At 44.2% G+C, this 21,857-nt stretch carries 22 protein-coding genes; 10 read left to right on the top strand and 12 right to left on the bottom strand.

The window, feature by feature from the left end; all coding sequences use genetic code 11:
- From minD to N5P32_RS16485, 5 genes are all read left to right on the top strand, one after another.
- A partial coding sequence (gene minD, locus N5P32_RS16505; RefSeq protein WP_265730112.1) for a septum site-determining protein MinD occupies positions 1-770 on the top strand: 770 nt, incomplete at its 5' end.
- Position 771: 1 nt separating this feature from the next.
- Positions 772-1,029 (top strand): cell division topological specificity factor MinE, encoded by a 258-nt coding sequence (minE, locus tag N5P32_RS16500; RefSeq protein WP_265730111.1) that lies wholly within the window; start codon positions 772-774, stop codon positions 1,027-1,029.
- 193 nt (positions 1,030-1,222) lie between these two features.
- Positions 1,223-1,606 carry a cytochrome-c peroxidase gene (locus N5P32_RS16495; protein ID WP_265730110.1) on the top strand — a complete coding sequence of 128 codons (384 nt, stop codon included), beginning with the start codon at positions 1,223-1,225 and terminating at the stop codon, positions 1,604-1,606.
- Between the two features lie 17 nt (positions 1,607-1,623).
- Positions 1,624-2,406, top strand: a complete 783-nt coding sequence (locus N5P32_RS16490; protein WP_265730109.1) for a cytochrome-c peroxidase — start codon at positions 1,624-1,626, stop codon at positions 2,404-2,406.
- 154 nt (positions 2,407-2,560) lie between these two features.
- Positions 2,561-3,613, top strand: a complete 1,053-nt coding sequence (locus tag N5P32_RS16485) for an aldo/keto reductase (protein ID WP_265730108.1) — start codon at positions 2,561-2,563, stop codon at positions 3,611-3,613.
- A gap of 141 nt (positions 3,614-3,754) precedes the next feature.
- Here the strand turns inward: N5P32_RS16485 and fusA are convergent, their stop codons facing one another.
- The 6 genes from fusA to N5P32_RS16455 form a co-directional block, all read right to left on the bottom strand.
- Entirely contained in the window at positions 3,755-5,845 is a 2,091-nt protein-coding gene (fusA, locus tag N5P32_RS16480) for an elongation factor G (protein ID WP_265730107.1), read from the bottom strand.
- Between the two features lie 185 nt (positions 5,846-6,030).
- Positions 6,031-7,200: a cation:proton antiporter domain-containing protein gene (locus N5P32_RS16475; RefSeq protein ID WP_265730106.1), complete on the bottom strand. Its 1,170-nt coding sequence runs from the start codon at positions 7,198-7,200 to the stop codon at positions 6,031-6,033.
- A 15-nt stretch (positions 7,201-7,215) separates the two neighbouring features.
- Entirely contained in the window at positions 7,216-7,425 is a 210-nt protein-coding gene (locus N5P32_RS16470; RefSeq protein ID WP_265730113.1) for a hypothetical protein, read from the bottom strand.
- Positions 7,426-7,447: 22 nt separating this feature from the next.
- Positions 7,448-7,885, bottom strand: a complete 438-nt coding sequence (locus N5P32_RS16465; protein WP_265730105.1) for a TIGR04211 family SH3 domain-containing protein — start codon at positions 7,883-7,885, stop codon at positions 7,448-7,450.
- A 123-nt stretch (positions 7,886-8,008) separates the two neighbouring features.
- Positions 8,009-8,485, bottom strand: coding sequence for a DUF934 domain-containing protein (locus N5P32_RS16460; protein ID WP_265730104.1), 477 nt, complete (start codon positions 8,483-8,485; stop codon positions 8,009-8,011).
- Complete coding sequence (locus N5P32_RS16455; protein ID WP_265730103.1) at positions 8,469-10,130, bottom strand: nitrite/sulfite reductase; 1,662 nt, start codon at positions 10,128-10,130, stop codon at positions 8,469-8,471. The genes N5P32_RS16460 and N5P32_RS16455 overlap by 17 nt, the downstream gene beginning before the upstream one ends.
- 245 nt (positions 10,131-10,375) lie before the next feature.
- On the opposite strand from N5P32_RS16455, the gene nfuA reads away from it, so the two are divergent.
- Entirely contained in the window at positions 10,376-10,957 is a 582-nt protein-coding gene (gene nfuA / locus N5P32_RS16450) for a Fe-S biogenesis protein NfuA (RefSeq protein WP_265730102.1), read from the top strand.
- Between the two features lie 76 nt (positions 10,958-11,033).
- Here nfuA and N5P32_RS16445 read toward each other — a convergent pair whose 3' ends face one another.
- The gene (locus tag N5P32_RS16445; RefSeq protein ID WP_265730101.1) at positions 11,034-12,110 is read right to left on the bottom strand and encodes a 3-deoxy-7-phosphoheptulonate synthase; all 1,077 of its coding nucleotides are present in this window, start codon (positions 12,108-12,110) and stop codon (positions 11,034-11,036) included.
- A gap of 96 nt (positions 12,111-12,206) precedes the next feature.
- Complete coding sequence (locus tag N5P32_RS16440) at positions 12,207-12,968, bottom strand: sulfite exporter TauE/SafE family protein (RefSeq protein WP_265730100.1); 762 nt, start codon at positions 12,966-12,968, stop codon at positions 12,207-12,209.
- Between the two features lie 108 nt (positions 12,969-13,076).
- Here N5P32_RS16440 and cysB point away from each other — a divergent pair, with 108 nt between their 5' ends.
- Positions 13,077-14,051: an HTH-type transcriptional regulator CysB gene (gene cysB, locus N5P32_RS16435; protein WP_265730099.1), complete on the top strand. Its 975-nt coding sequence runs from the start codon at positions 13,077-13,079 to the stop codon at positions 14,049-14,051.
- Positions 14,052-14,135: 84 nt separating this feature from the next.
- Here the strand turns inward: cysB and wrbA are convergent, their stop codons facing one another.
- The 4 genes from wrbA to N5P32_RS16415 form a co-directional block, all read right to left on the bottom strand.
- On the bottom strand, positions 14,136-14,738 hold the full coding sequence (wrbA, locus tag N5P32_RS16430) for an NAD(P)H:quinone oxidoreductase (protein WP_265730098.1): 603 nt from the start codon (positions 14,736-14,738) through the stop codon (positions 14,136-14,138).
- A gap of 24 nt (positions 14,739-14,762) precedes the next feature.
- Positions 14,763-15,107 carry an arsenate reductase (glutaredoxin) gene (arsC, locus tag N5P32_RS16425; RefSeq protein WP_265730097.1) on the bottom strand — a complete coding sequence of 115 codons (345 nt, stop codon included), beginning with the start codon at positions 15,105-15,107 and terminating at the stop codon, positions 14,763-14,765.
- 73 nt (positions 15,108-15,180) lie between these two features.
- Positions 15,181-16,905, bottom strand: a complete 1,725-nt coding sequence (locus N5P32_RS16420; RefSeq protein WP_265730096.1) for a proline--tRNA ligase — start codon at positions 16,903-16,905, stop codon at positions 15,181-15,183.
- Between the two features lie 48 nt (positions 16,906-16,953).
- Positions 16,954-17,823 (bottom strand): SMP-30/gluconolactonase/LRE family protein, encoded by an 870-nt coding sequence (locus N5P32_RS16415; RefSeq protein WP_265730095.1) that lies wholly within the window; start codon positions 17,821-17,823, stop codon positions 16,954-16,956.
- 85 nt (positions 17,824-17,908) lie between these two features.
- Here N5P32_RS16415 and N5P32_RS16410 point away from each other — a divergent pair, with 85 nt between their 5' ends.
- The 3 genes from N5P32_RS16410 (at position 17,909) to N5P32_RS16400 (ending at position 21,727) form a co-directional block, all read left to right on the top strand.
- The gene (locus tag N5P32_RS16410) at positions 17,909-18,352 is read left to right on the top strand and encodes an HIT domain-containing protein (protein WP_265730094.1); all 444 of its coding nucleotides are present in this window, start codon (positions 17,909-17,911) and stop codon (positions 18,350-18,352) included.
- A gap of 59 nt (positions 18,353-18,411) precedes the next feature.
- The gene (locus tag N5P32_RS16405; protein ID WP_265730093.1) at positions 18,412-20,052 is read left to right on the top strand and encodes a DUF2786 domain-containing protein; all 1,641 of its coding nucleotides are present in this window, start codon (positions 18,412-18,414) and stop codon (positions 20,050-20,052) included.
- 157 nt (positions 20,053-20,209) lie between these two features.
- Positions 20,210-21,727, top strand: coding sequence for a fumarate hydratase (locus N5P32_RS16400; protein ID WP_265730092.1), 1,518 nt, complete (start codon positions 20,210-20,212; stop codon positions 21,725-21,727).
- Positions 21,728-21,857 lie beyond the last annotated feature (130 nt).

Genomic DNA, 21,857 nt, shown 5'->3' with positions numbered 1-21,857 from the left:
TTGGCAAGACAACATCCAGTGCTGCTATTGGGACTGGAATTGCGTTAAAAGGACATAAAACCGTTATTATTGATTTTGACGTGGGCTTGCGTAATCTGGATTTGATTATGGGCTGCGAACGTCGTGTCGTGTATGATTTTGTGAACGTTATTAATAAAGAAGCCACGTTGTCTCAAGCGTTAATTAAAGACAAGCGCACGAAAGATTTGTTTATATTGCCAGCGTCTCAGACTCGTGACAAAGATGCACTGACGATTGAAGGGGTTCAGGAGGTTCTCGAAGAGCTTGCTAAAGAATTCGATTACATCATTTGTGACTCTCCAGCAGGCATTGAAAAAGGCGCTCAGATGGCGCTTTATTTTGCCGATGCGGCCATTGTGGTGACTAACCCTGAGGTGTCTTCTGTTCGAGATTCGGATCGTATCCTTGGCATTTTGCAGAGTAAGTCTAAACGTGCGGAAGAAGGAAGATCACCGATAGAAGAGCATTTGTTGCTAACGCGTTACCACCCTGGACGTGTTGCTTTGGGTGAAATGCTGAGTGTTTCTGATGTGGAAGATATTTTGGCGATTCCATTATTAGGTGTGATCCCTGAGTCTGAGGCTGTTTTGAAGGCGTCTAACCAAGGAACGCCTGTGATTTTAGATACAGACTCGGAAGCGGGCTTGGCTTATATGGATGCCGTTGATCGTTTGATGGGTGAAGAGCGTCCTCTGCGTTTCTTAGAGGTGCAGAAAAAAGGCTTTATCAAACGTTTGTTAGGGGGTTAGAGTGGGAATTTTTGATTATTTTAAAAGTAAAAGTGCACCTACCTCAGCGTCTGTTGCGAAGGACCGTTTGCAAATTATTGTTGCCCATGAGCGCAGTAAGCGCCATCAGCCAGACTATTTGCCTCAGATGCAGCAAGAAATTATTGATGTCATTCGGAAGTACGTAAACATTGGCAATGAGGACGTGCAGATCCAGTTGGATAATACGGACGATTGTTCGGTTCTGGAGTTGAATGTTACTTTGCCAGAGCAGAATTAGTTCTAATTCTGCTGGTAAGGATTGATTGGGAAGGCGCCAGATAACACTTTTCATGTGTTATCTGGCGCTTTTTTTGTTGAGTGGCCCGGCTGCTTTTTATCATTTAGGTAAATTGAAAGGTCATGCTTTTGCGAACTATTATCATCGGTGTACAATTCACCTCATTCATTATCGATTTATAGAGTGCATTTGAATGTTGCGTTTTTCATTTGGGGTTGTTGCTGTTGCTCTTCTTCTTTCGGCTTGTAGTGAACCCAAACATTTAGCAGAGAAACCTAAATCAGCGCATTTTTCTGCCGAACTTCCTATTCCGATGACTGACCCAAAGGCGATGCTGGGGGCGCAGTTATTTTTTGATGTGAATTTGTCTAAAGAGCGAAATCAGTCTTGCGCTACTTGTCATGATTTGGCAAATGGATTTGTAGATAAAAGGCAGGATGCGCTGCTGGGTGCTGTCTCGTTAGGCAGTGATAGATTGTCTATGGGGAGTCGAAATACGCCGACAGCGGCGTATGCGGCATTTTCTCCGTCATTTCATCGTATGCCTAACGGCGAATATCGGGGGGGCAATTCCTAGATGGGCGCGCCTCTGGTTTGGCTAAACAAGCGGAGGGGCCATTAGTAAATCCCGTCGAAATGGCAATGCCAGACAGCGCCGCTGTAGTGAGTCGAGTCAAAGAAAACTCGCATTATGACAATGTATTTCGATCCATTTATGGGCAAGATGTTTTAAACGACTCGGATAAGGGGTATGCCGCTATTGCCGATGCAATTGCTACGTTTGAAAAAACATCCATGTTTATGCCGTTTGATTCTCGGTATGATCGGGCGTTGCGGGGCGAAATTAAGCTTACGCCGCAAGAGGAGCTGGGAAAGACCTTGTTCTTCTCTCAGCAATTTACAAATTGTAATGCTTGTCACCAACTGAGTTCGTCACCATTTAACCCGCAAGAGACATTTACAAATTACGAATACCGGAATATTGGTGTGCCAGCCAACCCCGATTTGATGGCGCAAAATGGCAATAAAAAAGACTTCGGATTATTGGATAATCCTGCCATCAATGACCCTAGACAGGCGGGTAAATTTAAAGTGCCGTCTTTGCGGAATGTGGCTGTGACTGGGCCTTATATGCATAACGGGGTGTTTCAAGATCTGCGTACTGTTGTGCTTTTTTATGATAAATACAACAACCCGAAACGTGTAATTAACCCGGAAACAGGTCGGCTATGGGGTGAGCCTGAGGTGCCTGAGAATGTGGATTTGGCAACGTTAGAAAAGGCGCCTGCCTTACCAGATAGGCGAGTGGATGCGATCGTGGCTTTTCTTAAGACCTTAACCGATCAGCGTTACGAGCCATTGCTTAATGGGCAGTAGTTCAGCGAATAGATGAGCTGTTCTGAATGCTCAGATATAACTCCTTATTGTTTTCGTTGATAAAACTGGTCAGAAAGACAAAATTTTATTACATTGACCCTTTGGTTATTTTTCACATCTTGTATGTGCCGTTTGAATTTAAAAGGTTGATCTAATGAAATACGTACCACTTGGCCGTACCGGCTTAGAAGTTTCTCGAGTGTGTTTGGGTACCATGACGTGGGGCACTCAAAACAACCAAGCTGATGCTGATGTTCAAATTGAGTATGCTTTAGCGAATGGCGTGAACTTTATTGACACAGCGGAAATGTATTCCGTACCGCCAACACCTGAATCTTACGGCAAAACTGAGTCGATTATTGGAAATTGGCTTTCGCGTAATCCGTCTCGTCGTAAAGAGTTTATTTTGGCCACCAAGATTGCCGGGCCAGGTTTGCATTATGTGCGTGATGGCAGCAATATTTCTGGCAAAACGGTTATTGAGGCCGTGGATGCTTCTTTAAAGCGTCTTCAAACGGATTACATCGATTTATATCAATTGCATTGGCCTAATCGCACGACACCACATTTTGCCAAACATTTCCCGGGGGCGATTGGTTTTACTCACGTCGATCGTGATGAGCAATCGGCGCAAATGTTGGATATTCTGCAGGGGTTGGATGCGTGTATTAAGGCAGGTAAGATTCGTCATTTCGGATTGTCTGACGATACTACGTGGGGTATTAACGAGTTTATTCGTTTAAGTGAAAAGCATAATTTGCCGCGTGTTGCCTCCATTCAAAATGAATTTAGTTTATTGCATGCGAAAGATTGGCCTTACTTGATTGAAAACTGTGTACATGAAGATGTAGCGTATTTGCCTTGGTCTCCATTGGCGGCGGGCGCATTGACGGGTAAATATCTTGGTGGTGCTCGACCAGAAGGCAGTCGTTGGACTTATGCGCAACGTAACGGCATTTTTCGCGATACGCCATTAGTTGATAAAGCAGTAAGTGCCTACCTAGAGGTAGCAAAGAAGCATGGTTTTACAGCGGCTCAATTGGCTTTGGCTTGGTGTGACCAGGTTGATGGTGTCAGTTCGACAATCATTGGTGCTACTTCTTTAGAGCAGCTTAAAGAGGATATGTCTGCATTTGATATGACTTTGTCAGAGGAAGCGTTAAAAGACATTATGGCAGTCTTTAAAGAGTATCCGGTTCCTTTTTAATCCAGATAAATAGAAGACCTTTCATCTTTAAAAAAAGCGCTTAGGCGCTTTTTTTGTAACGGCTATTTGGCTTCTTATAGGCAATAAAAAACCCGATACTTATGTATCGGGTTTTTTCAGATCAGAAAGAATAGGGAGAAATTAGTTCTTCTCTTTTTCTTTCTTCTCTTTAATTGCAGCGATAACAGTTTCAGCTACGTTAGATGGACATGGTAGGTAGTGAGAGAACTCCATAGAGAACTGACCACGACCAGATGTCATTGTACGTAGAGTACTGATGTAACCAAACATTTCAGATAGAGGAACGTCTGCTTTGATGCGAACACCAGTCAAACCTTTCTCTTGGTCTTTGATCATGCCGCGACGACGGTTAAGGTCACCGATAACATCACCAACATGGTCATCTGGAGTGAACACGTCAACTTTCATGATAGGTTCGATTAGCTGAGGGCCCGCTTTTGGAATTGACTGACGGAATGCGCCTTTAGCAGCGATTTCGAAGGCAATTGCAGAGGAGTCAACCGCGTGGAATCCACCGTCAAACAATTCAACTTCAACGTCTAATACTGGGAAGCCAGCTAGAACGCCTTGCTCCATCATAGACTTAAAGCCTTTTTCTACAGCAGGGAAGAATTCTTTTGGTACGTTACCACCAACAACAGTAGAAGTGAACTTGAAGCCAGAACCCACTTCACCTGGTTTGATGCGGTAGTCGATTTTACCGAACTGACCAGAACCACCAGATTGTTTCTTGTGAGTGTAAGTATCTTCAACTGCTTTAGTGATAGTCTCGCGGTAAGCAACCTGTGGTTGACCAACGATTAGATCTACACCGTAAGTACGTTTCAAGATGTCTACTTTGATGTCTAGGTGAAGCTCACCCATACCTTTAAGGATGGTTTCGCCAGAATCTTGGTCAGTTTCAACACGGAATGTTGGATCTTCTGCCACCATTTTGCCGATCGCAATACCCATTTTCTCGTTACCGCCTTTGTCTTTAGGAGTAACAGAGATAGAGATTACAGGCTCAGGGAATACCATTGCTTCAAGAGTACAAGGGTGCTTAGGATCACAAAGAGTGTGACCAGTCTGAACGTTTTTCATACCAACGATCGCGATGATATCACCAGCTTGCGCTGTGCTGATTTCTTTACGGTCGTCAGCTTGCATTTCTACCATGCGGCCTACACGTTCAGTTTTGCCCGTGAAGCTGTTTAGGATAGTGTCGCCTTTGTTCAATACGCCAGAGTATACGCGAACGAAAGTTAGGGCGCCAAAACGGTCGTCCATGATTTTGAACGCAAGCGCTTTAAGTGGCTCATCAGCAGATACGATAGCTTTATCGCCTGTTGGGTTACCTTCTTCATCAGTAAGATCTTGAGGATCTACTTCTGTAGGGCTTGGTAGGTAATCTACAACGGCATCAAGAAGAAGCTGCATACCTTTGTTTTTGAATGCAGAACCACAGTACGTTGGGAAGAACGCTAGGTCACGAGTACCTTTACGGATACAACGTTTTAGATCGTCAACAGATGGCTCTTCGCCGTCCATGTACGCCATCATTAGGTCGTCATCTTGCTCAACCGCTGTTTCGATTAGCTTCTCGCGGTATTCTTCAACGATCTCTTCCATGTCAGCAGGTACGTCTTCGATGCTGTAGTTTTCTGGCTGGCCAGAATCATCCCAGATGTATGCTTTGCGAGACAATAGGTCAACAACACCGCAGAACTCATCTTCAGTACCGATTGGAAGTACCATGATAAGAGGAGTTGCACCTAGTACTTTTTGTACTTGTTCAGTAACGCGGTAAAAGCTTGCGCCTAGACGGTCAAGTTTGTTTACGAAGATCAAACGAGCAACTTCAGATTCGTTAGCATAACGCCAGTTAGTTTCTGATTGTGGCTCAACACCACCAGAACCACAGAATACACCAACGCCACCATCAAGAACTTTAAGAGAACGGTAAACTTCTACTGTGAAGTCAACGTGTCCAGGTGTGTCGATAACGTTAAAGCGGTGATCTTTCCAGAAACAACTAACAGCCGCAGACTGGATGGTAATACCACGCTCAGCTTCTTGTTCCATGAAGTCAGTAGTAGATTCACCCTCATGTACTTCACCGATTTTGTGGATCATACCGGTAAGTTTAAGAATACGTTCTGTTGTGGTTGTTTTGCCCGCGTCAACGTGAGCAAAAATACCGATGTTTCTGTATTTTGATAAGTCAGCCATTACATTACTCTAAATAAGTGAGGACGAAATTTGCGCGTTAGTATACAAGACTTTTTGCATTTGCAGTCAAGTATTTCGCGCTATTCTATTATAATTTATGTGTTCAAAGGAAGGGGAAAGCGAAAAGCATTTTATAAATGTGTATCAACCTAATAAAGTGAATTTGTGATAAGCCAGTACGGAGGCTAATCACGCCTCAATTTATCTGAAATGGCAATCGGATTGGGGAAGTTTAAAATGACAATATATGTGGATAAGGCAAAGCTCAGAATGGCCGTTGCTTGAATGACATGAGAGGCTTCAGAGCCAATAAGGCCAATGTTTGCTGCTAGGTATGCAATCAGTAATGAGAACTCGCTCACTTGCCCTAAACGGAAGCCAACTTCCCAAGAGGTGCTGGCGTCTTCTTTTATGCCTTTGAGTAAGAAGCGAAAGACCACAGGCTTAATGAGCATTGAGCTAATTGCCAGAACTAAGGCTGGCAGAATCACTAACCCTAGTAGATTTAGGTTGAAGCTGGCACCGATGGAGAAAAAGAACAAGATAAGGAAAAAATCCCTCAGAGGTTTTAAATGCGTGGCGATGTATTGCGATATGGGGCTAGTCGCCAAGGCGACACCCGCAATAAATGCACCCATTTCAGCGGACAGCCCAGTGGTTTCAGCAAGTACGGCCATTGATAAGCACCAGCCTATAGAAACCAAAAATATGTATTCGTGAAAACGGTCGAAGCGAGCGATAAGTTTTAATAAGACGTATTTTACAAATAAGAAAGCGCCAGCGATTACCAAAGGTAGGCCGATAATGGGTTTCAAATACGCTAAGGCGCCATTGTTGTCGTTGTCAGAAATGCTGTATAGAACAAGCAGTACAGCAATGGCGATTATGTCTTGCAAAAGCAATAAGCCTACAACCAGTTCCCCAGTGTGTTTGTGATGCAATACTGTTGTTGGTAATAGTTTGATGCAAACAATGGTGCTTGAAAACATCATGGCAATGCCAATGATGAGGCTTTCTGTATTGCTGTAACCGTAAGATAAGGCAATGATGTAGCCTAGCAGAGCAAAAACAGCTGAGCTGAGTAGGGCGATCCAAGACGCTTTTTTGAGCATATTTATTAGGTGGTTGGGTTGCATGTCCAGCCCTAGTAAAAACAACAGAAAAATGATGCCAATATGGCTCATTTCATCCATCAGCTTAGGTTCATTGATTAGCGATAATGCAGAAGGGCCAAATAAGATGCCTAGGGCTATATAAGCAATGATCATTGGTTGCCTAGTGTATAAAGCAACCGAAGCGACGACAGCGGCTCCAGCAAAGATGAGAAAAAAGGAGTGTACTATCGAAGCTTCCATTCAGTGCTCTCTATATTAAGACCAAGATCCAGTTCCGGTTTTCTTACGTCTAAGCATTGGTGCTAGTATGCCCAATAATAACCCTCCAAATAAGGTTGAAGCACCCAGCATAAACCATTTTTGTTGCGTTGTGTCTTGTAGCTCTTTTGACTTCGCGACTGCAGCCGCTGCTTGTTGTTTAAGGCTTTCTATTTGATATCCGACATCGTCATTTTGCGAAACAATGGCTTGGGCTTTTTCAGAAAGTTCAGCGGCATTCTGAAGTTCTCAGTTTGAGTTGCTGGTTTTCATTTTGAAGGTTGGTGTTGATGTTGTTCAGGCTTTGTATTTTTTGCTGGCTGAGATTGAGAGCATTGGCGATTTCAGTTCGAGTTTCGTTGCTTTTATTCAGCCGAGTCTGCAGTGCGTCTAATTGATCCCTGCTAACCATGTCTTCGCTAAGGAAGTAATCAGCCACCCAGCCTTCGTTTCCTGAGGGAGTTCGAACCTTTGTGTAGCCTTCACTTTGTTCAAGAACTTCCAAAGGGGTGCCGCTTTTTAGACCGCGTTCTACCGCTCTTGTGCTGTTGTCTAGACCTTCTCGAATAGCAACAAATTGAATGTCAGAAATATACACTGTTGCAGAATGCACAGTGGCCGAAAGTAGTGAGCCAACAATTAGGCCAGTAATACGCTTCTTAGACACGTTAAGTTCCTTTAACAATCAATCACTTTATCTTTTTTATACGATAATCATGAGCGGAGTATTACGCAATAGAAAAGGCCATCGTAATGGCCTTTTATCGTGATTATATTGAAAATGTTTTGTCTAGCGACGTAAGAATAACGGTCTAGGGTCTGCAACATCACCTTGATAAGCGACTGAAAAGGGCTTATGCAGTGCCAGTGCCTTTTCAAGATCAACGTCTTCGTTGAATTGGAAACTGTTAAATCCAACACGCAAAAGGTAGCCTAATTGATCTGGGATAAAATTGCCCAGTGCTCTTATGTCACCTTTAAAGTTGAGGCGTTCTCTTAAAAGTCGAGCGTAGCTGAAGCCTCGGCCATCGGTAAATGCCGGAAAGTGGACGCCAATGACTTCGAACTGATTAAGATCTACGTCGTTCAAAAATTCAACGCCATCGCCAGCTTCCAACCAAATGCCAGCAATATGGCCAATGTTGTCTTTCTCAGCAAGCCATTTTTGAGCGGCAACAATGCTACTGGCCGTAACTTCTTGGTCTGCGTCTTGTAACCATTGGTTATTGTTGTCGATGATCTCGCCGTTTTTAATTAGCTTTGGCATAAGCGGCCTCTTTAAATGGTGTGATGCCAACGCGGCGATAAGTGTCGATGAAGCGTTCTTCTTCTGAACGGTTTTCAACATAAACGTTCATAAGTTTTTGAATGACACTGCTAATTTCTTCTTGAGCAAACGATGGGCCAAGGATCTTGCCGATGCTTGCGTCGTGACCAGAAGCGCCACCAATGGAAATTTGGTAGAACTCTTCACCTTTTTTATCGACACCTAAAATACCGATGTTGCCTACATGGTGATGACCGCAGGCATTCATGCAGCCAGAAATATTCAAGTCGATATTCCCTAAGTCGTATAGGTAATCAAGATCGTTGAACGTTTCTTGGATTTGTGCGGCGATAGGGATGGATTTGGCGTTAGCCAGTGCGCAGAAGTCTCCTCCAGGGCAGCAAATCATGTCCGTTAGTAAGCCTAGCGTTGGTGTTGCGAACCCCGCTTCTTTTGCTGCTTCCCAAAGATCGACCAGTTGTTCTTGTCGTACGTCGGCAAGCACAAGGTTCTGTTCGTGACTAACACGCAATTCGCCAAAACTGTATTTGTCGGCAAGGTCTGCGGCTTTGTGCATTTGTTCTGCTGTTGCGTCACCAGGTGCTTGGCCTGCTTTTTTCAGTGTCAATGTGACGATGCGGTAACCTGCTTTTTTGTGCTCAAACGTATTGCGTTCGAACCAGCGAGCAAAGCCTGCGCTGTCTGCTAGTTTGCTTGTTAAGCTGGCAGGGTTGTTGTCTAGCGCTTCGTAGCTTGGCTCACTAAAGAAGCCTTGTAAGCGTTCGAACTCACTCATTGGTACGGTGCTTTCTTTGCCGCGTAGGTGGGCCCATTCAGCGTCAACGCGAGAGCGAAACTCTTCAATACCAAGTGCTTTTACCAATATTTTGATACGTGCTTTGTACTTGTTGTCACGACGACCTTGTTGGTTGTAAACACGAATAATGGCATCTAAATAGGTAAGTAGATCAGCGCGTGGAATAAATTCGCTGATGGTTACACCAACCATTGGAGTACGGCCAAGACCACCACCGACGATAACTTTAAAACCAACTTCACCGGCTTCGTTTTTCTTGATATGAAGGCCGATGTCATGAACTTGTGTTGCAGCGCGATCCGCAGATTCTGTTGCGTTCACTGCAATCTTAAATTTACGAGGCAAAAATGCGAATTCAGGGTGGAAAGTAGACCATTGACGAATCAACTCGCAGTATGGGCGTGGGTCTACGATTTCATCAGAGATAACGCCAGCGTACTGGTCGGTTGTTGTATTACGAATGCAATTTCCGCTTGTCTGAACGGCGTGCATTTGTACTTCAGCAAGTTCCGCCAAGATATCTGGCACGTCTTCAAGTTTAGGCCAGTTAAGCTGTAAGTTTTGACGAGTACTAAAGTGACCGTACGAGCGGTCATAGCGGCAGCTGATGTCTGCTAATTTACGCAGTTGAGTGCTCGATAGCATGCCGTATGGAATGGCAATACGTAGCATAGGTGCATAGCGCTGAACATAAAGGCCGTTTTGTAAGCGTAAAGGCAAGAATTCTTGCTCGCTTAGTTCTTTATTTAGGTAACGGCGTGTTTGATCGCGAAATTGTGCTACACGTTCTTCAACAAGCTGTTGGTCAATGGCGTCGTATTGATACATAGTAGGATGAACCATGGTTAATAAATTTTAGTGAAAGCATATTAGCAAATATCCTTTATTCTAAAAATGAATATTTATCTATATCTTTAGGGGTTTTCCTAATAAGGCTTATTTGAAAATATTTTTCTCCATGAAAAATAGATAAAGGAAAAATACCCTACTTTTTTACTTGGTCTTTGGCTTTGTGGATTATCTGCTGTAATATAGCCCCCATTGATCGTTGTATAGATTTAGAAAGGGTTATTATGAATATTACAATTACGGATGGTGCCCAAGAATATCTTTCTTCTTTACTTGAGAAGCAAGGGGTAGAAGGTATTGCTGTGCGAATTTTTATCCAGCAGCCAGGCACACCATATGCCGAAACATGCCTTGCCTACTGTCGTCCTGATGAAGTAAATGAGACGGACGAGATTTTGAATTTGCCGAAACTGAAAGTCTATATCGAAAAAAATTCGGTGAATTTTCTGGATGAGGCATTTGTTGACTACGCCACTGAGAAAATGGGCGGTCAGCTAACGATTAAAGCACCTAACGCTAAGATGCCAAAAGTGACTGCAGATAGCCCAATTGAAGATCAGATTAACTATGTGCTCTATTCTGATATCAACCCAGGTTTGGCGGCTCATGGTGGTGAAGTCAGCTTGTTGGAAGTTGTTGATGGTACGGTTGCCGTATTGAAATTCGGTGGCGGTTGCCAAGGTTGTAGTGCGGTTGATTTGACTCTAAAAGAAGGGGTTGAGAAAACCTTGATTGAAAAAGTACCGGCGCTGACGGCGGTTAAAGATTCTACAGATCACAGTGTTACGGATAATGCTTTTATGTAAGTGTTGTTTGATGATGAAAAAAAGGGGCGTCAGTACTGGCGCCCCTTTTTTATGTGTGGATGTTCTCTAGAGAGTGTTATCCACGTTGGCGTTTAGGCAATACATCACGTAGAGCGTTGGCCATGTCTGTCAGTGCTTTTTCAGTGGTGTCCCAGTCGATACAGGCGTCTGTAATAGATACGCCGTATTCAAGGTCGTTTAAATTGGCAGGCACTTTTTGATTGCCCCAGCCAATATTACTTTCAATCATCAATCCCATGATGGACTGGTTGCCATTAATGATTTGTTGGGTTGAATCTTCTACTACATTGACTTGACGCTCTGGTTTTTTGTTCGAGTTTTCGTGAGAGCAGTCAACCATGATGTTGTGTTTCAATTTTGCCGCGGTTAATGCTTCTTCGCTTAAAGCGATGTTTTTGGCGTCATAATTTGGTTGGCCATTACCGCCACGAAGGACAAGGTGTCCGTAAGCATTGCCTTTGGTGTTCACAATGCTAACTTCACCACTTTCATTAATACCTAAGAATGAGTGTGAGTGCGATACAGATTGCATGGCATTAACAGCCACGGTTAATCCGCCGTCGGTGCCGTTTTTAAATCCTACTGGACCAGAAAGGCCAGATGCCATTTCACGGTGAGTTTGTGATTCCGTGGTGCGTGCGCCAATGGCAGACCAGCTAATTAGATCTTGAATATACTGCGGAGAAATTGGGTCCAAAGCTTCTGTTGCTAACGGAAGTCCAAGTTCTGCAAGGTCGATCAATAATTTACGACCTATGCGAATGCCTTTGTCTATATCAAAGGTGCCATCTAAATTTGGATCATTGATCAGGCCTTTCCAGCCTACTGTAGTACGAGGCTTCTCAAAATAGGCGCGCATGATGATATACAATGTGTCGTCTAGCTTTTCAGCTAATGTTTTTAAACGTGCAGCATAATCTAAAGCGGCTTTAGGGTCATGAATGGAGCATGGGCCTATGACGATAGCAAGACGGTGATCTTTGCCATCCATGATGTTCTTAATGATGTCGCGAGATTCAGCAACATGGCTGCTGACGTGGTCACTTACGGGCAGCTCTTTTTTTAATTGGCTCGGTGTTACCAAAGAGGTAAAAGAGGCAATATTTAGGTCTTCAAGACGTTTGTTACTCATTGCGGGGTTTCCTGCTTTTTTGCTTTTAGTTATAGCCGCTTACAATATCGTGTTTTCTCATCTGAATGAACCGCTGAGCCGTCATTTTTTCATTTTTTAAAAGAAAAGATATTTCACGCCAAATGAGAGCAGTGCGGTTGCTAGTACGGGTTGTAAAACATGATTAGGGACATGGCTTGCGATTCGCGTCCCAACATAGATTGTGGGGATCGAGCCGATCAATAAGGCGGCAAGTAGTGTGTAATCTACGTTACCTAAAAATAGGTGTCCTATGCCTGCAACCAGTGTTAGAGGGACGGCATGAGCGAGGTCTGTTCCTACGATGTTTTTTGCTCTCATGACAGGAAACAAAATCATCATAATAGCGGTGCCTAATGCGCCAGCGCCAACGGATGTCAGGGTAACAAGCGTGCCTAAAACGAAGCCGCAAACAAATATTATACGAGTGCTTTTGTCTTCAGAGATTGAGAAATTAAGTGCTTTTGTTAACCGTGTTCGAAACAGAATGACAATGGCGGTCAGTACAAGCATGACACCCAAGGTGCTGGTTAGAATTTCTTGGTAATGATCAGGCTTTTCAAATTGTGATAACGCCCAAACAGTAATAAATGATGCGGGTAGGCTTCCCGCAGCCATCGCGAAAACGATGCGCCAATTTACATGCCCACGTTTGGCATGCATGACCACACCGGTACTTTTTGCAATTCCCGCGTACATCAAATCCGTACCAATTGCGATGTGCGGTGGGAAGCCAAATATTAATAGAAGAGGGGTCATTAGGGAGCCACCTCCAACACCTGTTATCCCTACTGCCAAACCCACTGCTGCGCCAGCAAAAATGTACCAAAGAAAATCCATCGAAAAGCCATATAAAAGTGATTTAAGCTGGCAACACTAGAGGTTTTTTACTATTCTATAAAGTAATATTTTCTTATGTTTTTAACTCTTTTTCGAATAAGGCAGACGATGAAGTTACAGCAGCTTAGGTATATATGGGAAGTGGCGCGTCATGACTTAAATGTTTCAGCCACGGCGCAAAGCTTGTATACGTCACAACCAGGCGTGAGTAAACAGATTCGTCTTTTGGAAGATGAGTTGGGTGTTGAGGTGTTTGCCCGAAGTGGAAAGCATCTAACTCACGTCACTCCTGCCGGTGAGAAGATCATCGCATTAGCGGGAGAGGTGCTGAATCAAACGCAAAACATCAAACGTGTAGCCAAAGAATTTAGTGATGAGCGTAAAGGTTCTTTGGATATTGCCACGACGCATACGCAAGCTCGTTATGCGTTGCCTAAGGTGATTAATCAATTCATTGCTGGTTACCCTGAAGTGAGTTTGCACATGCACCAAGGTACACCCATGCAAATTGCTGAAATGGCGAATGATGGCGTGGTTGACTTTGCGATTGCAACGGAAGCGCTGGAATTGTTTGGGAATTTGGTGATGTTGCCATGCTACACATGGAATCGTTCTGTTGTTGTTCCAAAAGATCATCCTCTAGCCAGTATTGGCAAGTTAACTTTGCAGGCGTTGGCTGAATACCCGATTGTCACTTATGTATTTGGTTTTACTGGTCGTTCGCAGCTTGATCAGGCCTTTCAGGAAGCGGAGTTGCAGCCTAATGTTGTGTTTACGGCCGCCGATTCCGATGTGATAAAAACGTATGTAAGGTTGGGGCTTGGGGTTGGGATTGTTGCGTCGATGGCTCATGATGAAATGCAAGATGCAGATTTGGTTGCGTTAGATGCATCCCACCTCTTTGCGGACAGTTGCACAAAAATCGGCATTCGTAGTAATACGTTTATTCGCGGTTACATGTATAAGTTTATTGAATCGTTTGCTCCGCATCTCACAAAAGAGGTTGTGATGGCTGCAATGGAGGCTGGTAATCGACAAGATGTTGAGCTGTTGTTCAAAGATGTTGTGCTTCCTCGCCACTGATTGTGCTTGTTAGGCGGCTATTAAAGCCGCAGCCTGTTTAGATGCTGCGGCTTTTTTGTCTCTAAAACGGATCAAATAAGTGAGTTATTTTTTTAACTTTAACGCGGTTTCTGCAAGGCGTTTACCTTGAGCTTCGCAAAGTACTTTTTCATCGCTGGTTAAGGATGTTTCATAAGTGCTGTTGGCTAAATGACTTGCACCATATGGTGTGCCGCCTGATTGCGTGCTGATGAGTTCTTTGTTTTTATAAGGCAGACCAAGCCAGAGCATTCCATGGTGAAGGAGTGGTGTCATCATACTGTGAATACATTGCTCTTGACCTCCGTGCATAGTGCTGGCACTGGTAAAACCGCAGGCGGGTTTGTCTATCAGTTGCCCCGTCATCCAAAGCGTCGATGTTTGGTCTATAAAGTGTTTTAGTGGTGCTGCCATGCTTCCGAAATACGATGGGGAGCCAATGGCTAAGCCTGAGCATCCGGCCAATTCTTCTAGAGTGCAATAGGGGGAGCCGTTTTCAGGTAGCGCTGGTGAGGCCACTTTGGTTGTGTCGGACACGTCTGGCACTTGTCTTATCATTGCTTCCATGCCGTTCACTTTATTGATTCCACGCGCAATATGCTTCGCCATTTCGGATACTGATCCGTGTCGACTGTAAAATAAAACCAATACATAAGGTGACTGAGTCATTAAGAGGCTCCTATTCAGTAGTGCTTATTTAAATAAAGTCAGAACGGCTTCCGGTGGGCGGCCAACTTTTGCTTTATTGTTGTGTATGACTATGGGGCGCTCTATTAATATTGGGTTTGTGTGCATGGCCTGAAGACGTTCTTCGTCAGTGGAGTCCTTGTTTAATCCAAGCTCTTTATAAATGGCTTCTTTTGTTCTCATGAGCTCAACGGGGGTTATCGCCAGTTGCTCAAGTAACGTTTTTATGTCCTCGATGCTTGGTGTGTTTTGAAGGTATAGGCGAACTTCTGGGTGAATGCCGTTTTCTTCTAGAAGTTGCAGTGTTTGGCGGGATTTTGAGCAGCGAGGGTTGTGGAAGATTGTGGTCATTTGGGTTCCTTTTTTTGCCAGTAAAAAAAGCCTAACGAAAAGGGTGTTTTCGTTAGGCTTAGGCGTGAAAGTGTTACTTCTTATTTAGAATGAAATCAATTGCGTCAGCAATAGCGATATCTTCGTTCTCTCCGGCTTTGCGGTGTTTGTATTCTAAAGTGCCTTTTTCTAGGCCTTTGTCACCTACAACTAAGCGGTGTGGTATGCCAAGTAGTTCACAATCTGCAAATTTAACGCCTGGGCGCTCTTTGCGGTCGTCTAGCAATACATCCAAGCCTTTTGCTTTTAGTTCTGCGTACAGACGATCGCACTCATTGCGCACGGCTTCAGATTTATCGTAGTTCATTGCGACGATTGCGATGTCGAATGGGGCGATGCTTTCCGGCCACAAAATGCCTTTTTCATCAAAGTTTTGTTCAATAGCGGCGGCAACAATGCGTGACACTCCGATTCCGTAGCAGCCCATGTGCATAACTTGTGCCTTACCGTTTTCATCTAGAACAGTGGCTTTAAGTGCTTCGGCGTATTGCTGGCCAAGTTGGAAAATGTGACCGACTTCGATACCGCGTTTGATGACGATGGTGCCTTGTCCGTCTGGAGATGGGTCGCCTTCAACCACGTTGCGGATGTCGGCAATTTCAAAGGCTGCGCAATCACGCTCCCAGTTAAGGCCAGTGTAGTGGTAGTCGTCTTTGTTTGCGCCAGCACAAAAGTCAGACATAACGGCAGCTGAACGGTCGGCAATAACGCGAATGCCTTTTTCTGCTAAGCCTTTAGGGCCGATAGATCCTGGGGCGCAACCAATTTGCGCAACAATGTCGGCTTCATCGGCAAACTCGAATGGCGACACGACACCAGAAAGTTTTTCGACTTTGATTTCGTTGATGTTGTGATCGCCGCGAAGAACAAGCGCTACGATGGTAGGTTGTTCGTTTTCATCCAACGCTTTTACTAGCATGGTTTTTACAGTGCTGGTGACGTCCAGTTTTAAAAACTCGGCGACTTTTGCAATGGTTTTGCAGTCAGGCGTAAAGACTTCTGCGATTTCTTGGGTGGGTGCGTCAGCTTTTTCTTTCAGGCAAACCGCTTCTGCTAGCTCAATGTTGGCAGCAAAATCAGAAGAGTCACTAAAGGCAATATCGTCTTCACCGGAGTCGGCTAGCACATGAAACTCATGTGAATAGGCACCGCCAATGCTTCCTGTGTCTGCGCGTACTGGGCGGTAGTCCAGCCCAATGCGGTCGAAAACATTGCAATAAGCCTGATGCATCACATCGTATGTTTCTTGCAATGATTCGGCGCCAACGTGAAATGAATAAGCGTCTTTCATGCAAAATTCACGTGAACGCATTACGCCAAAGCGAGGGCGGACTTCGTCGCGGAATTTGGTTTGGATTTGGAAGAAGTTCATTGGCAGCTGTTTATAGCTGGTCAATTCGTTGCGTGCTAGATCGGTAATAACTTCTTCGTGGGTTGGGCCGAGGCAGTAGTCGCGTCCGTGGCGGTCTTGGAGGCGTAATAATTCTGGGCCGTATTTCTGCCAGCGTCCTGTTTCTTGCCATAATTCTGCGGGTTGTACGCCGGGCATGATGACTTCAAGGGAGCCGGCTTTTTCCATTTCGTCACGAACAATGTTTTCTACCTTGCGGAAAACTTTGAGTCCTGTTGGTAGCCAGGTGTATAGGCCTTTTGATATCTGACGGATCATGCCTGCCCGAACCATTAATTGATGGCTGGTTACGACGGCATCGGTTGGTGCGTCACGTAGGGTAGAAAATAAATAGTTGCTTGCGCGCATAATAATGTCTGTTTCTTTAAAGTAAGTTAAATTGCGTAAAATACGATTTTAGCCTGCGAAACGGTGTTCGATCTGGCCTTTTACATTTGTTTCAAGGGCGAATATACCGCCAGCTTGAGGGAATTTTTCCAGTTCTTCTGCTGTTTGGGCGCCACGACAAGTGCTGATATAAAGTGTTTTCATCTCAGGTCCGCCGAAGGCAACCATGGTGGGGTAGGTCGCAGGAATTGGGAACTCTTCGAGAATGTCACCTTTAGGGCTGATTTTTACTACTCGCTGCCCTTGATAAAGAGCGGACCAGTAATTTCCTTCGCTGTCTACTGCCGCACCATCAGGTCGGCCATTTCCATGAGGAAACTGAATGAAAACACGTTTGTTGCTTGCTTCGCCATTTTCAATATTGTAGTCAAACTGATACACCACATGGTTTGGTGTGTCAGAGTAGTACATGATTGTGTTGTCGGGAGAGAAGGCTAAACCATTTGATGTCCAAGCAGCTTGATCTAAAAGGGACTCGTGCCCTTTGCTAAATTGATGTAGTGCACCTTTGAACGCGTCTTTTGGAGAGTACATTGTGCCCGCTAAAAAGCGTCCTTTTGCATCGCATCGCCCATCATTAAATCGCGTGGTTTTTTGATCGTATGTTGCCAGCCAATAGGGCTTTAATTCCGCGTTAATGTTGTCAAATGTATAAACGCCTGAGCGGAATGCAGCGATAAAACCGCCGTTTTTATCAAGAGAAAAACAACCAATCTCTTCATCAAATGTTCGGCTTGTTAGGTTTTTTGATTTTGTATCATAAGCATATAGAATGAAGGAATCTATATCGACAAAATAGAGCGTTTGAGTACGTTCGTCCCAACGAGGACATTCGGCTAATTTTGCTTGTGCGTCTAAAGCACATTGCACATCAGTCATGCGAGCTCCAAGTCTCTGAGAGTTTTTAGAAATAGGGTGCTATAGTGCTTATGAAAGCCTTTCTTGTAAATAGGAATATGTAAAGATGTTTGAGTTAAATCCTGTGTTAAGTCGTGATTCTATCTTAGTCGGGCACTTCTCTTTGTGTCAGTTACGCTTAATTAATGATGCCAATTTTCCTTGGTTTATTTTAGTGCCTCAGCGTAATGATATTTCTGAGATCTATCAGCTTGTTGAAGAAGACCGTTTGCAATTACTGGCAGAAAGTTGCCTGCTGGCAGAGGTTCTGCATGACGCATTTTCTGCCACCAAGCTAAATATTGCCGCTTTGGGTAATCAGGTTCCTCAGTTACATCTTCATCATATTGTTCGCTATAAGACCGATCTGTGTTGGCCGGGGCCTATTTGGGGAAAGGTGGATGCGATTTCTTACAAAGACGAAGAGTTGGCTGAAATTTTGCAAAAGGTTCAATCATTACTAAGTGACGACTTGAGACTGCCGGGCGGAGATGCCGATCTTTATTACTAAAGTTGGATGGGGTCGGTGTTTCTATAGATGACGTTTAGCCAACACGGAAAGCATGTTTTATGAGCATACGCAAAAGAAAAAAGGCCATACATAAAGTGGTTAAGTTGTTAAATTTAGCGACTTCTTCTAATGCCAGTGAATCGACGATGGCTCTTCGCCATGCAGAAACGCTGATTAGGCAATATGAGATAGCTCAACGAGAGTTACCAATTTTGCAGTTGTGCGATCGTTCGATGCTTTACCGAGTGAGTTGGGGTGGTGCCGCGCCGCGTTTTCTGAAAGAAACCTTGGTTAAGTCGTCATCTGATACATCTGTTTATCAGCGCCGATTTAGTGAGAAGGGTTACGATGCGGACAGAGCTTATGAGTCTGTACGAACAATTTTGGATGATATGGAGCTTGGCGGCTTTGATGGCCCTGATGAGATAGTCGAGGAAGAGAGTGTTGGTCACTCGGTTGACTGTGGTGTATCTGAATCTGAAGTTGGAACTTTAAACGATGATGGTGTTGATGAGAGTGATATGGCAGCTGAAAATATAACTAATAGTGATAACGTTGAGGTTGGTGTTTCACCTGAGCAGGAGTTTGACAATGTTACAAGTTACTCTTCGAACGATAATGTTATTAATGCTGCTCAAGCATTTCGTCCGGTTGGCCAAGGCTTTGCTGAAACGTTAAAAACTCAGTATGCGACAAGTGATCCAAATGTGCCGTTTTCGGATGATCAGTATTGGTCAGGTGTATATGACAAGTTGGCTGATTTTGATGAAGTGAAAGCGCAAGCTGAAATCGAAGCGCTGGATAAGCAACTTTCTTTGGCTCAAGAGAGTTTGCTTTTGAAAAAACAGAAGCGTCATGAGCAAGAGCAAGCGGAGGTGCTTGAGCGCGCCGAGCGTGCTCGTATCGAGCAAAGCTTTGAAGAGGCCATAGAGAGAGCGTTTCTAGCAAGGGCCAAGTCTTATGAGGCGTGGGAAGATGGATGTACTAAAGTGCGTATTGCTCGACTGCGAGATGAGCAAGAAGCAGTTCAAGGCTACGATGCTGTTAGTCACGCACTAACAAGCAGTAAGGAATCTCTAAAACAACATCTTCAAAGAAAAGAGGATTATAGAGCCGCCAAGATAATGCATGAGTTGCGTCGTCATCTTGTGCTTGCTGTGTCTGTTGGCGTAGAGGCGACAGGCTCTTATGAAAAAGTCATCGAGATCATGGAAGAAAATGGTCTTTCGCTCAAGGATTTGGAGTTCTCAGACATTAAGAATAAAAGTTTGTTTATTCGCTTGCTGGAGCGTGAGTCTGCGCTTATTTCGGATGTTCATGAGCGTGAGACACACACGGAAGAGATGTTGGATAAATTTCTTACGTCCAGTCAGGTCAAAAAAGAAACACGCGCGTCTGAAAATCCTATCCAGCATATTCAGCGACTATTGGTTGCGGCGAGTGAGGGTGGCCAATTTGAAACGCAGAAAAACCTAGAGCAAGTTATTTATTTGATGGAAACCAACGGTGTTGGGGTAAGGGATATAGGCTATGGGTTTATCAAAAAATATTCGGTTTTTATCCGTTTGATTAATTGGGAAGCTGAGCGAATTGCGTCACTGCCAGATCGCGAAAAATTTACAGCGCAAATTCTCGAAGAGTACATTCAGCACTCTGTTCAAAAACCTAAATCAGATCGAGAGCAAAAAGCAAATCGTTAAGGTTTTTCGGTCGCAAATTTTTCCTTTGTATGCCCTTTATTCATTAAATTGATGAAGGGTATATTTCTTTAAAAGTCGCCATAATGCTTTCTTTGCGGGGCAGCATCTTTTACCATTTCATTTTCGACTCAATCGTAATACTCGGCAGGAGAGAAGCATGAGCATTATTAAAGAAGATGATCTGATTGATAGCGTGGCAGACGCACTACAGTTTATCTCTTATTACCACCCTTTAGACTTTGTAAAAGCGGTGCATGAAGCCTACGAACGTGAGGAAAGTAAAGCTGCGAAAGACTCGATGGCTCAAATTCTTATCAACTCACGTATGTGTGCGGAAGGTAAGCGTCCGATTTGTCAAGATACAGGTATCGTTACTGTGTTTGTTAAAATCGGCATGAATGTTCAGTGGCAAGGTACGCAAAGTGTTACTGATATGATTAATGAAGGTGTTCGTCGCGCTTATCTTCACCCTGACAATGTATTGCGTGCTTCTATTCTTGCTGATCCTGCTGGCGCTCGTAAAAATACTAAGGATAACACGCCTGCTGTTATTCATGTGGAAGTAGTGCCTGGCGATACTGTTGAAGTGCATGTCGCGGCTAAGGGTGGTGGCTCAGAAAATAAATCCAAACTGGCCATGCTAAACCCTTCTGATGATATCGTTGAGTGGGTTAAGAAAACGGTTCCTACTATGGGAGCTGGCTGGTGTCCTCCAGGTATGCTGGGTATAGGTATTGGTGGTACGGCAGAGAAAGCCATGGTTATGGCGAAAGAATCTCTGATGGAGCCAATCGATATTCATGAATTAAAAGAGCGTGGCCCTCAAACGCGTGTTGAAGAGCTTCGACTTGCTATTTTTGATGCTGTAAATAACTTGGGTATTGGTGCTCAAGGGCTTGGTGGCTTGACGACCGTGCTTGATGTGAAAATTATGGATTACCCAACGCACGCAGCATCTTTGCCTGTGGCAATGATCCCTAACTGTGCGGCTACACGTCATGCGCATTTTGTGCTTGATGGTTCTGGTCCTGCTGACTTGGTGCCACCATCACTTGAAGATTGGCCAGAAATCACTTGGGAAGTAGGTGAGAGTGTTCGTCGTGTTGATTTGAATACAATTACCCCAGAGCAAGTGAAAGAGTGGAAACCGGGTGAGACTATTTTGCTAAATGGTAAAATGTTAACTGGTCGTGATGCTGCTCATAAAAAAATGGTCGAAATGATGGCGAATGGTGAAGAGCTTCCTGTTGATTTGAAAGGACGCTTTATTTACTACGTAGGGCCTGTTGATCCGGTAAGAGATGAAGCGGTTGGTCCTGCAGGTCCTACAACAGCAACTCGAATGGATAAATTTACCCGAACAATTCTAGATAAAACTGGTCTTCTTGGTATGATCGGTAAGTCTGAGCGTGGTCCTGTTGCTATTGAGGCGATTAAAGAATTCGGTGCTGTTTATTTGATGGCAGTTGGTGGCGCCGCTTACCTCGTTTCGAAAGCGATCAAAAAAGCGGATGTTATTGCTTTTCCAGAGTTGGGTATGGAGGCTATCTATGAATTTGATGTGGTTGATATGCCAGTGACGGTTGCTGTGGATTCTGCTGGTACGTCAGTCCATATTACTGGGCCTGCAGAATGGAAAGCGAAAATTGAGGCGCAAGCATTAGAGATTAAATAATCTTAATTCTAATTGTGCTAATGAAAAGTCACTGCATTTTACGATGTAGTGACTTTTTTATTTGAAAATGGTTGCGTCTATCAAAATAGTCTGTATTATACACGACCTCAGCCGCACAGTGAGTGTGGCA

The organism is Marinomonas pontica, from assembly GCF_026191375.1.
Classification (GTDB): Bacteria; Pseudomonadota; Gammaproteobacteria; order Pseudomonadales; family Marinomonadaceae; genus Marinomonas; species Marinomonas pontica.
The sequence above is the reverse complement of the archived record's forward strand: the minus strand, read 5'-3'. Positions and strand labels throughout refer to the sequence as shown.

Excerpts from the sequence above, each read along its gene's own strand:
- N5P32_RS16455 (WP_265730103.1), bottom strand. The coding sequence starts at position 10,130 with ATGTATCAATACGACGCCATTGACCAACAGCTTGTTGAAGAACGTGTA.
- N5P32_RS16410 (WP_265730094.1), top strand. The coding sequence starts at position 17,909 with ATGTTTGAGTTAAATCCTGTGTTAAGTCGTGATTCTATCTTAGTCGGG.
- N5P32_RS16485 (WP_265730108.1), top strand. The coding sequence starts at position 2,561 with ATGAAATACGTACCACTTGGCCGTACCGGCTTAGAAGTTTCTCGAGTG.
- N5P32_RS16475 (WP_265730106.1), bottom strand. The coding sequence starts at position 7,200 with ATGGAAGCTTCGATAGTACACTCCTTTTTTCTCATCTTTGCTGGAGCC.
- N5P32_RS16405 (WP_265730093.1), top strand. The coding sequence starts at position 18,412 with ATGAGCATACGCAAAAGAAAAAAGGCCATACATAAAGTGGTTAAGTTG.
- N5P32_RS16400 (WP_265730092.1), top strand. The coding sequence starts at position 20,210 with ATGAGCATTATTAAAGAAGATGATCTGATTGATAGCGTGGCAGACGCA.
- N5P32_RS16440 (WP_265730100.1), bottom strand. The coding sequence starts at position 12,968 with ATGGATTTTCTTTGGTACATTTTTGCTGGCGCAGCAGTGGGTTTGGCA.
- N5P32_RS16495 (WP_265730110.1), top strand. The coding sequence starts at position 1,223 with ATGTTGCGTTTTTCATTTGGGGTTGTTGCTGTTGCTCTTCTTCTTTCG.
- N5P32_RS16445 (WP_265730101.1), bottom strand. The coding sequence starts at position 12,110 with ATGAGTAACAAACGTCTTGAAGACCTAAATATTGCCTCTTTTACCTCT.
- nfuA (WP_265730102.1), top strand. The coding sequence starts at position 10,376 with ATGAATATTACAATTACGGATGGTGCCCAAGAATATCTTTCTTCTTTA.
- N5P32_RS16415 (WP_265730095.1), bottom strand. The coding sequence starts at position 17,823 with ATGACTGATGTGCAATGTGCTTTAGACGCACAAGCAAAATTAGCCGAA.
- cysB (WP_265730099.1), top strand. The coding sequence starts at position 13,077 with ATGAAGTTACAGCAGCTTAGGTATATATGGGAAGTGGCGCGTCATGAC.
- arsC (WP_265730097.1), bottom strand. The coding sequence starts at position 15,107 with ATGACCACAATCTTCCACAACCCTCGCTGCTCAAAATCCCGCCAAACA.
- N5P32_RS16460 (WP_265730104.1), bottom strand. The coding sequence starts at position 8,485 with ATGCCAAAGCTAATTAAAAACGGCGAGATCATCGACAACAATAACCAA.
- N5P32_RS16420 (WP_265730096.1), bottom strand. The coding sequence starts at position 16,905 with ATGCGCGCAAGCAACTATTTATTTTCTACCCTACGTGACGCACCAACC.
- fusA (WP_265730107.1), bottom strand. The coding sequence starts at position 5,845 with ATGGCTGACTTATCAAAATACAGAAACATCGGTATTTTTGCTCACGTT.
- wrbA (WP_265730098.1), bottom strand. The coding sequence starts at position 14,738 with ATGACTCAGTCACCTTATGTATTGGTTTTATTTTACAGTCGACACGGA.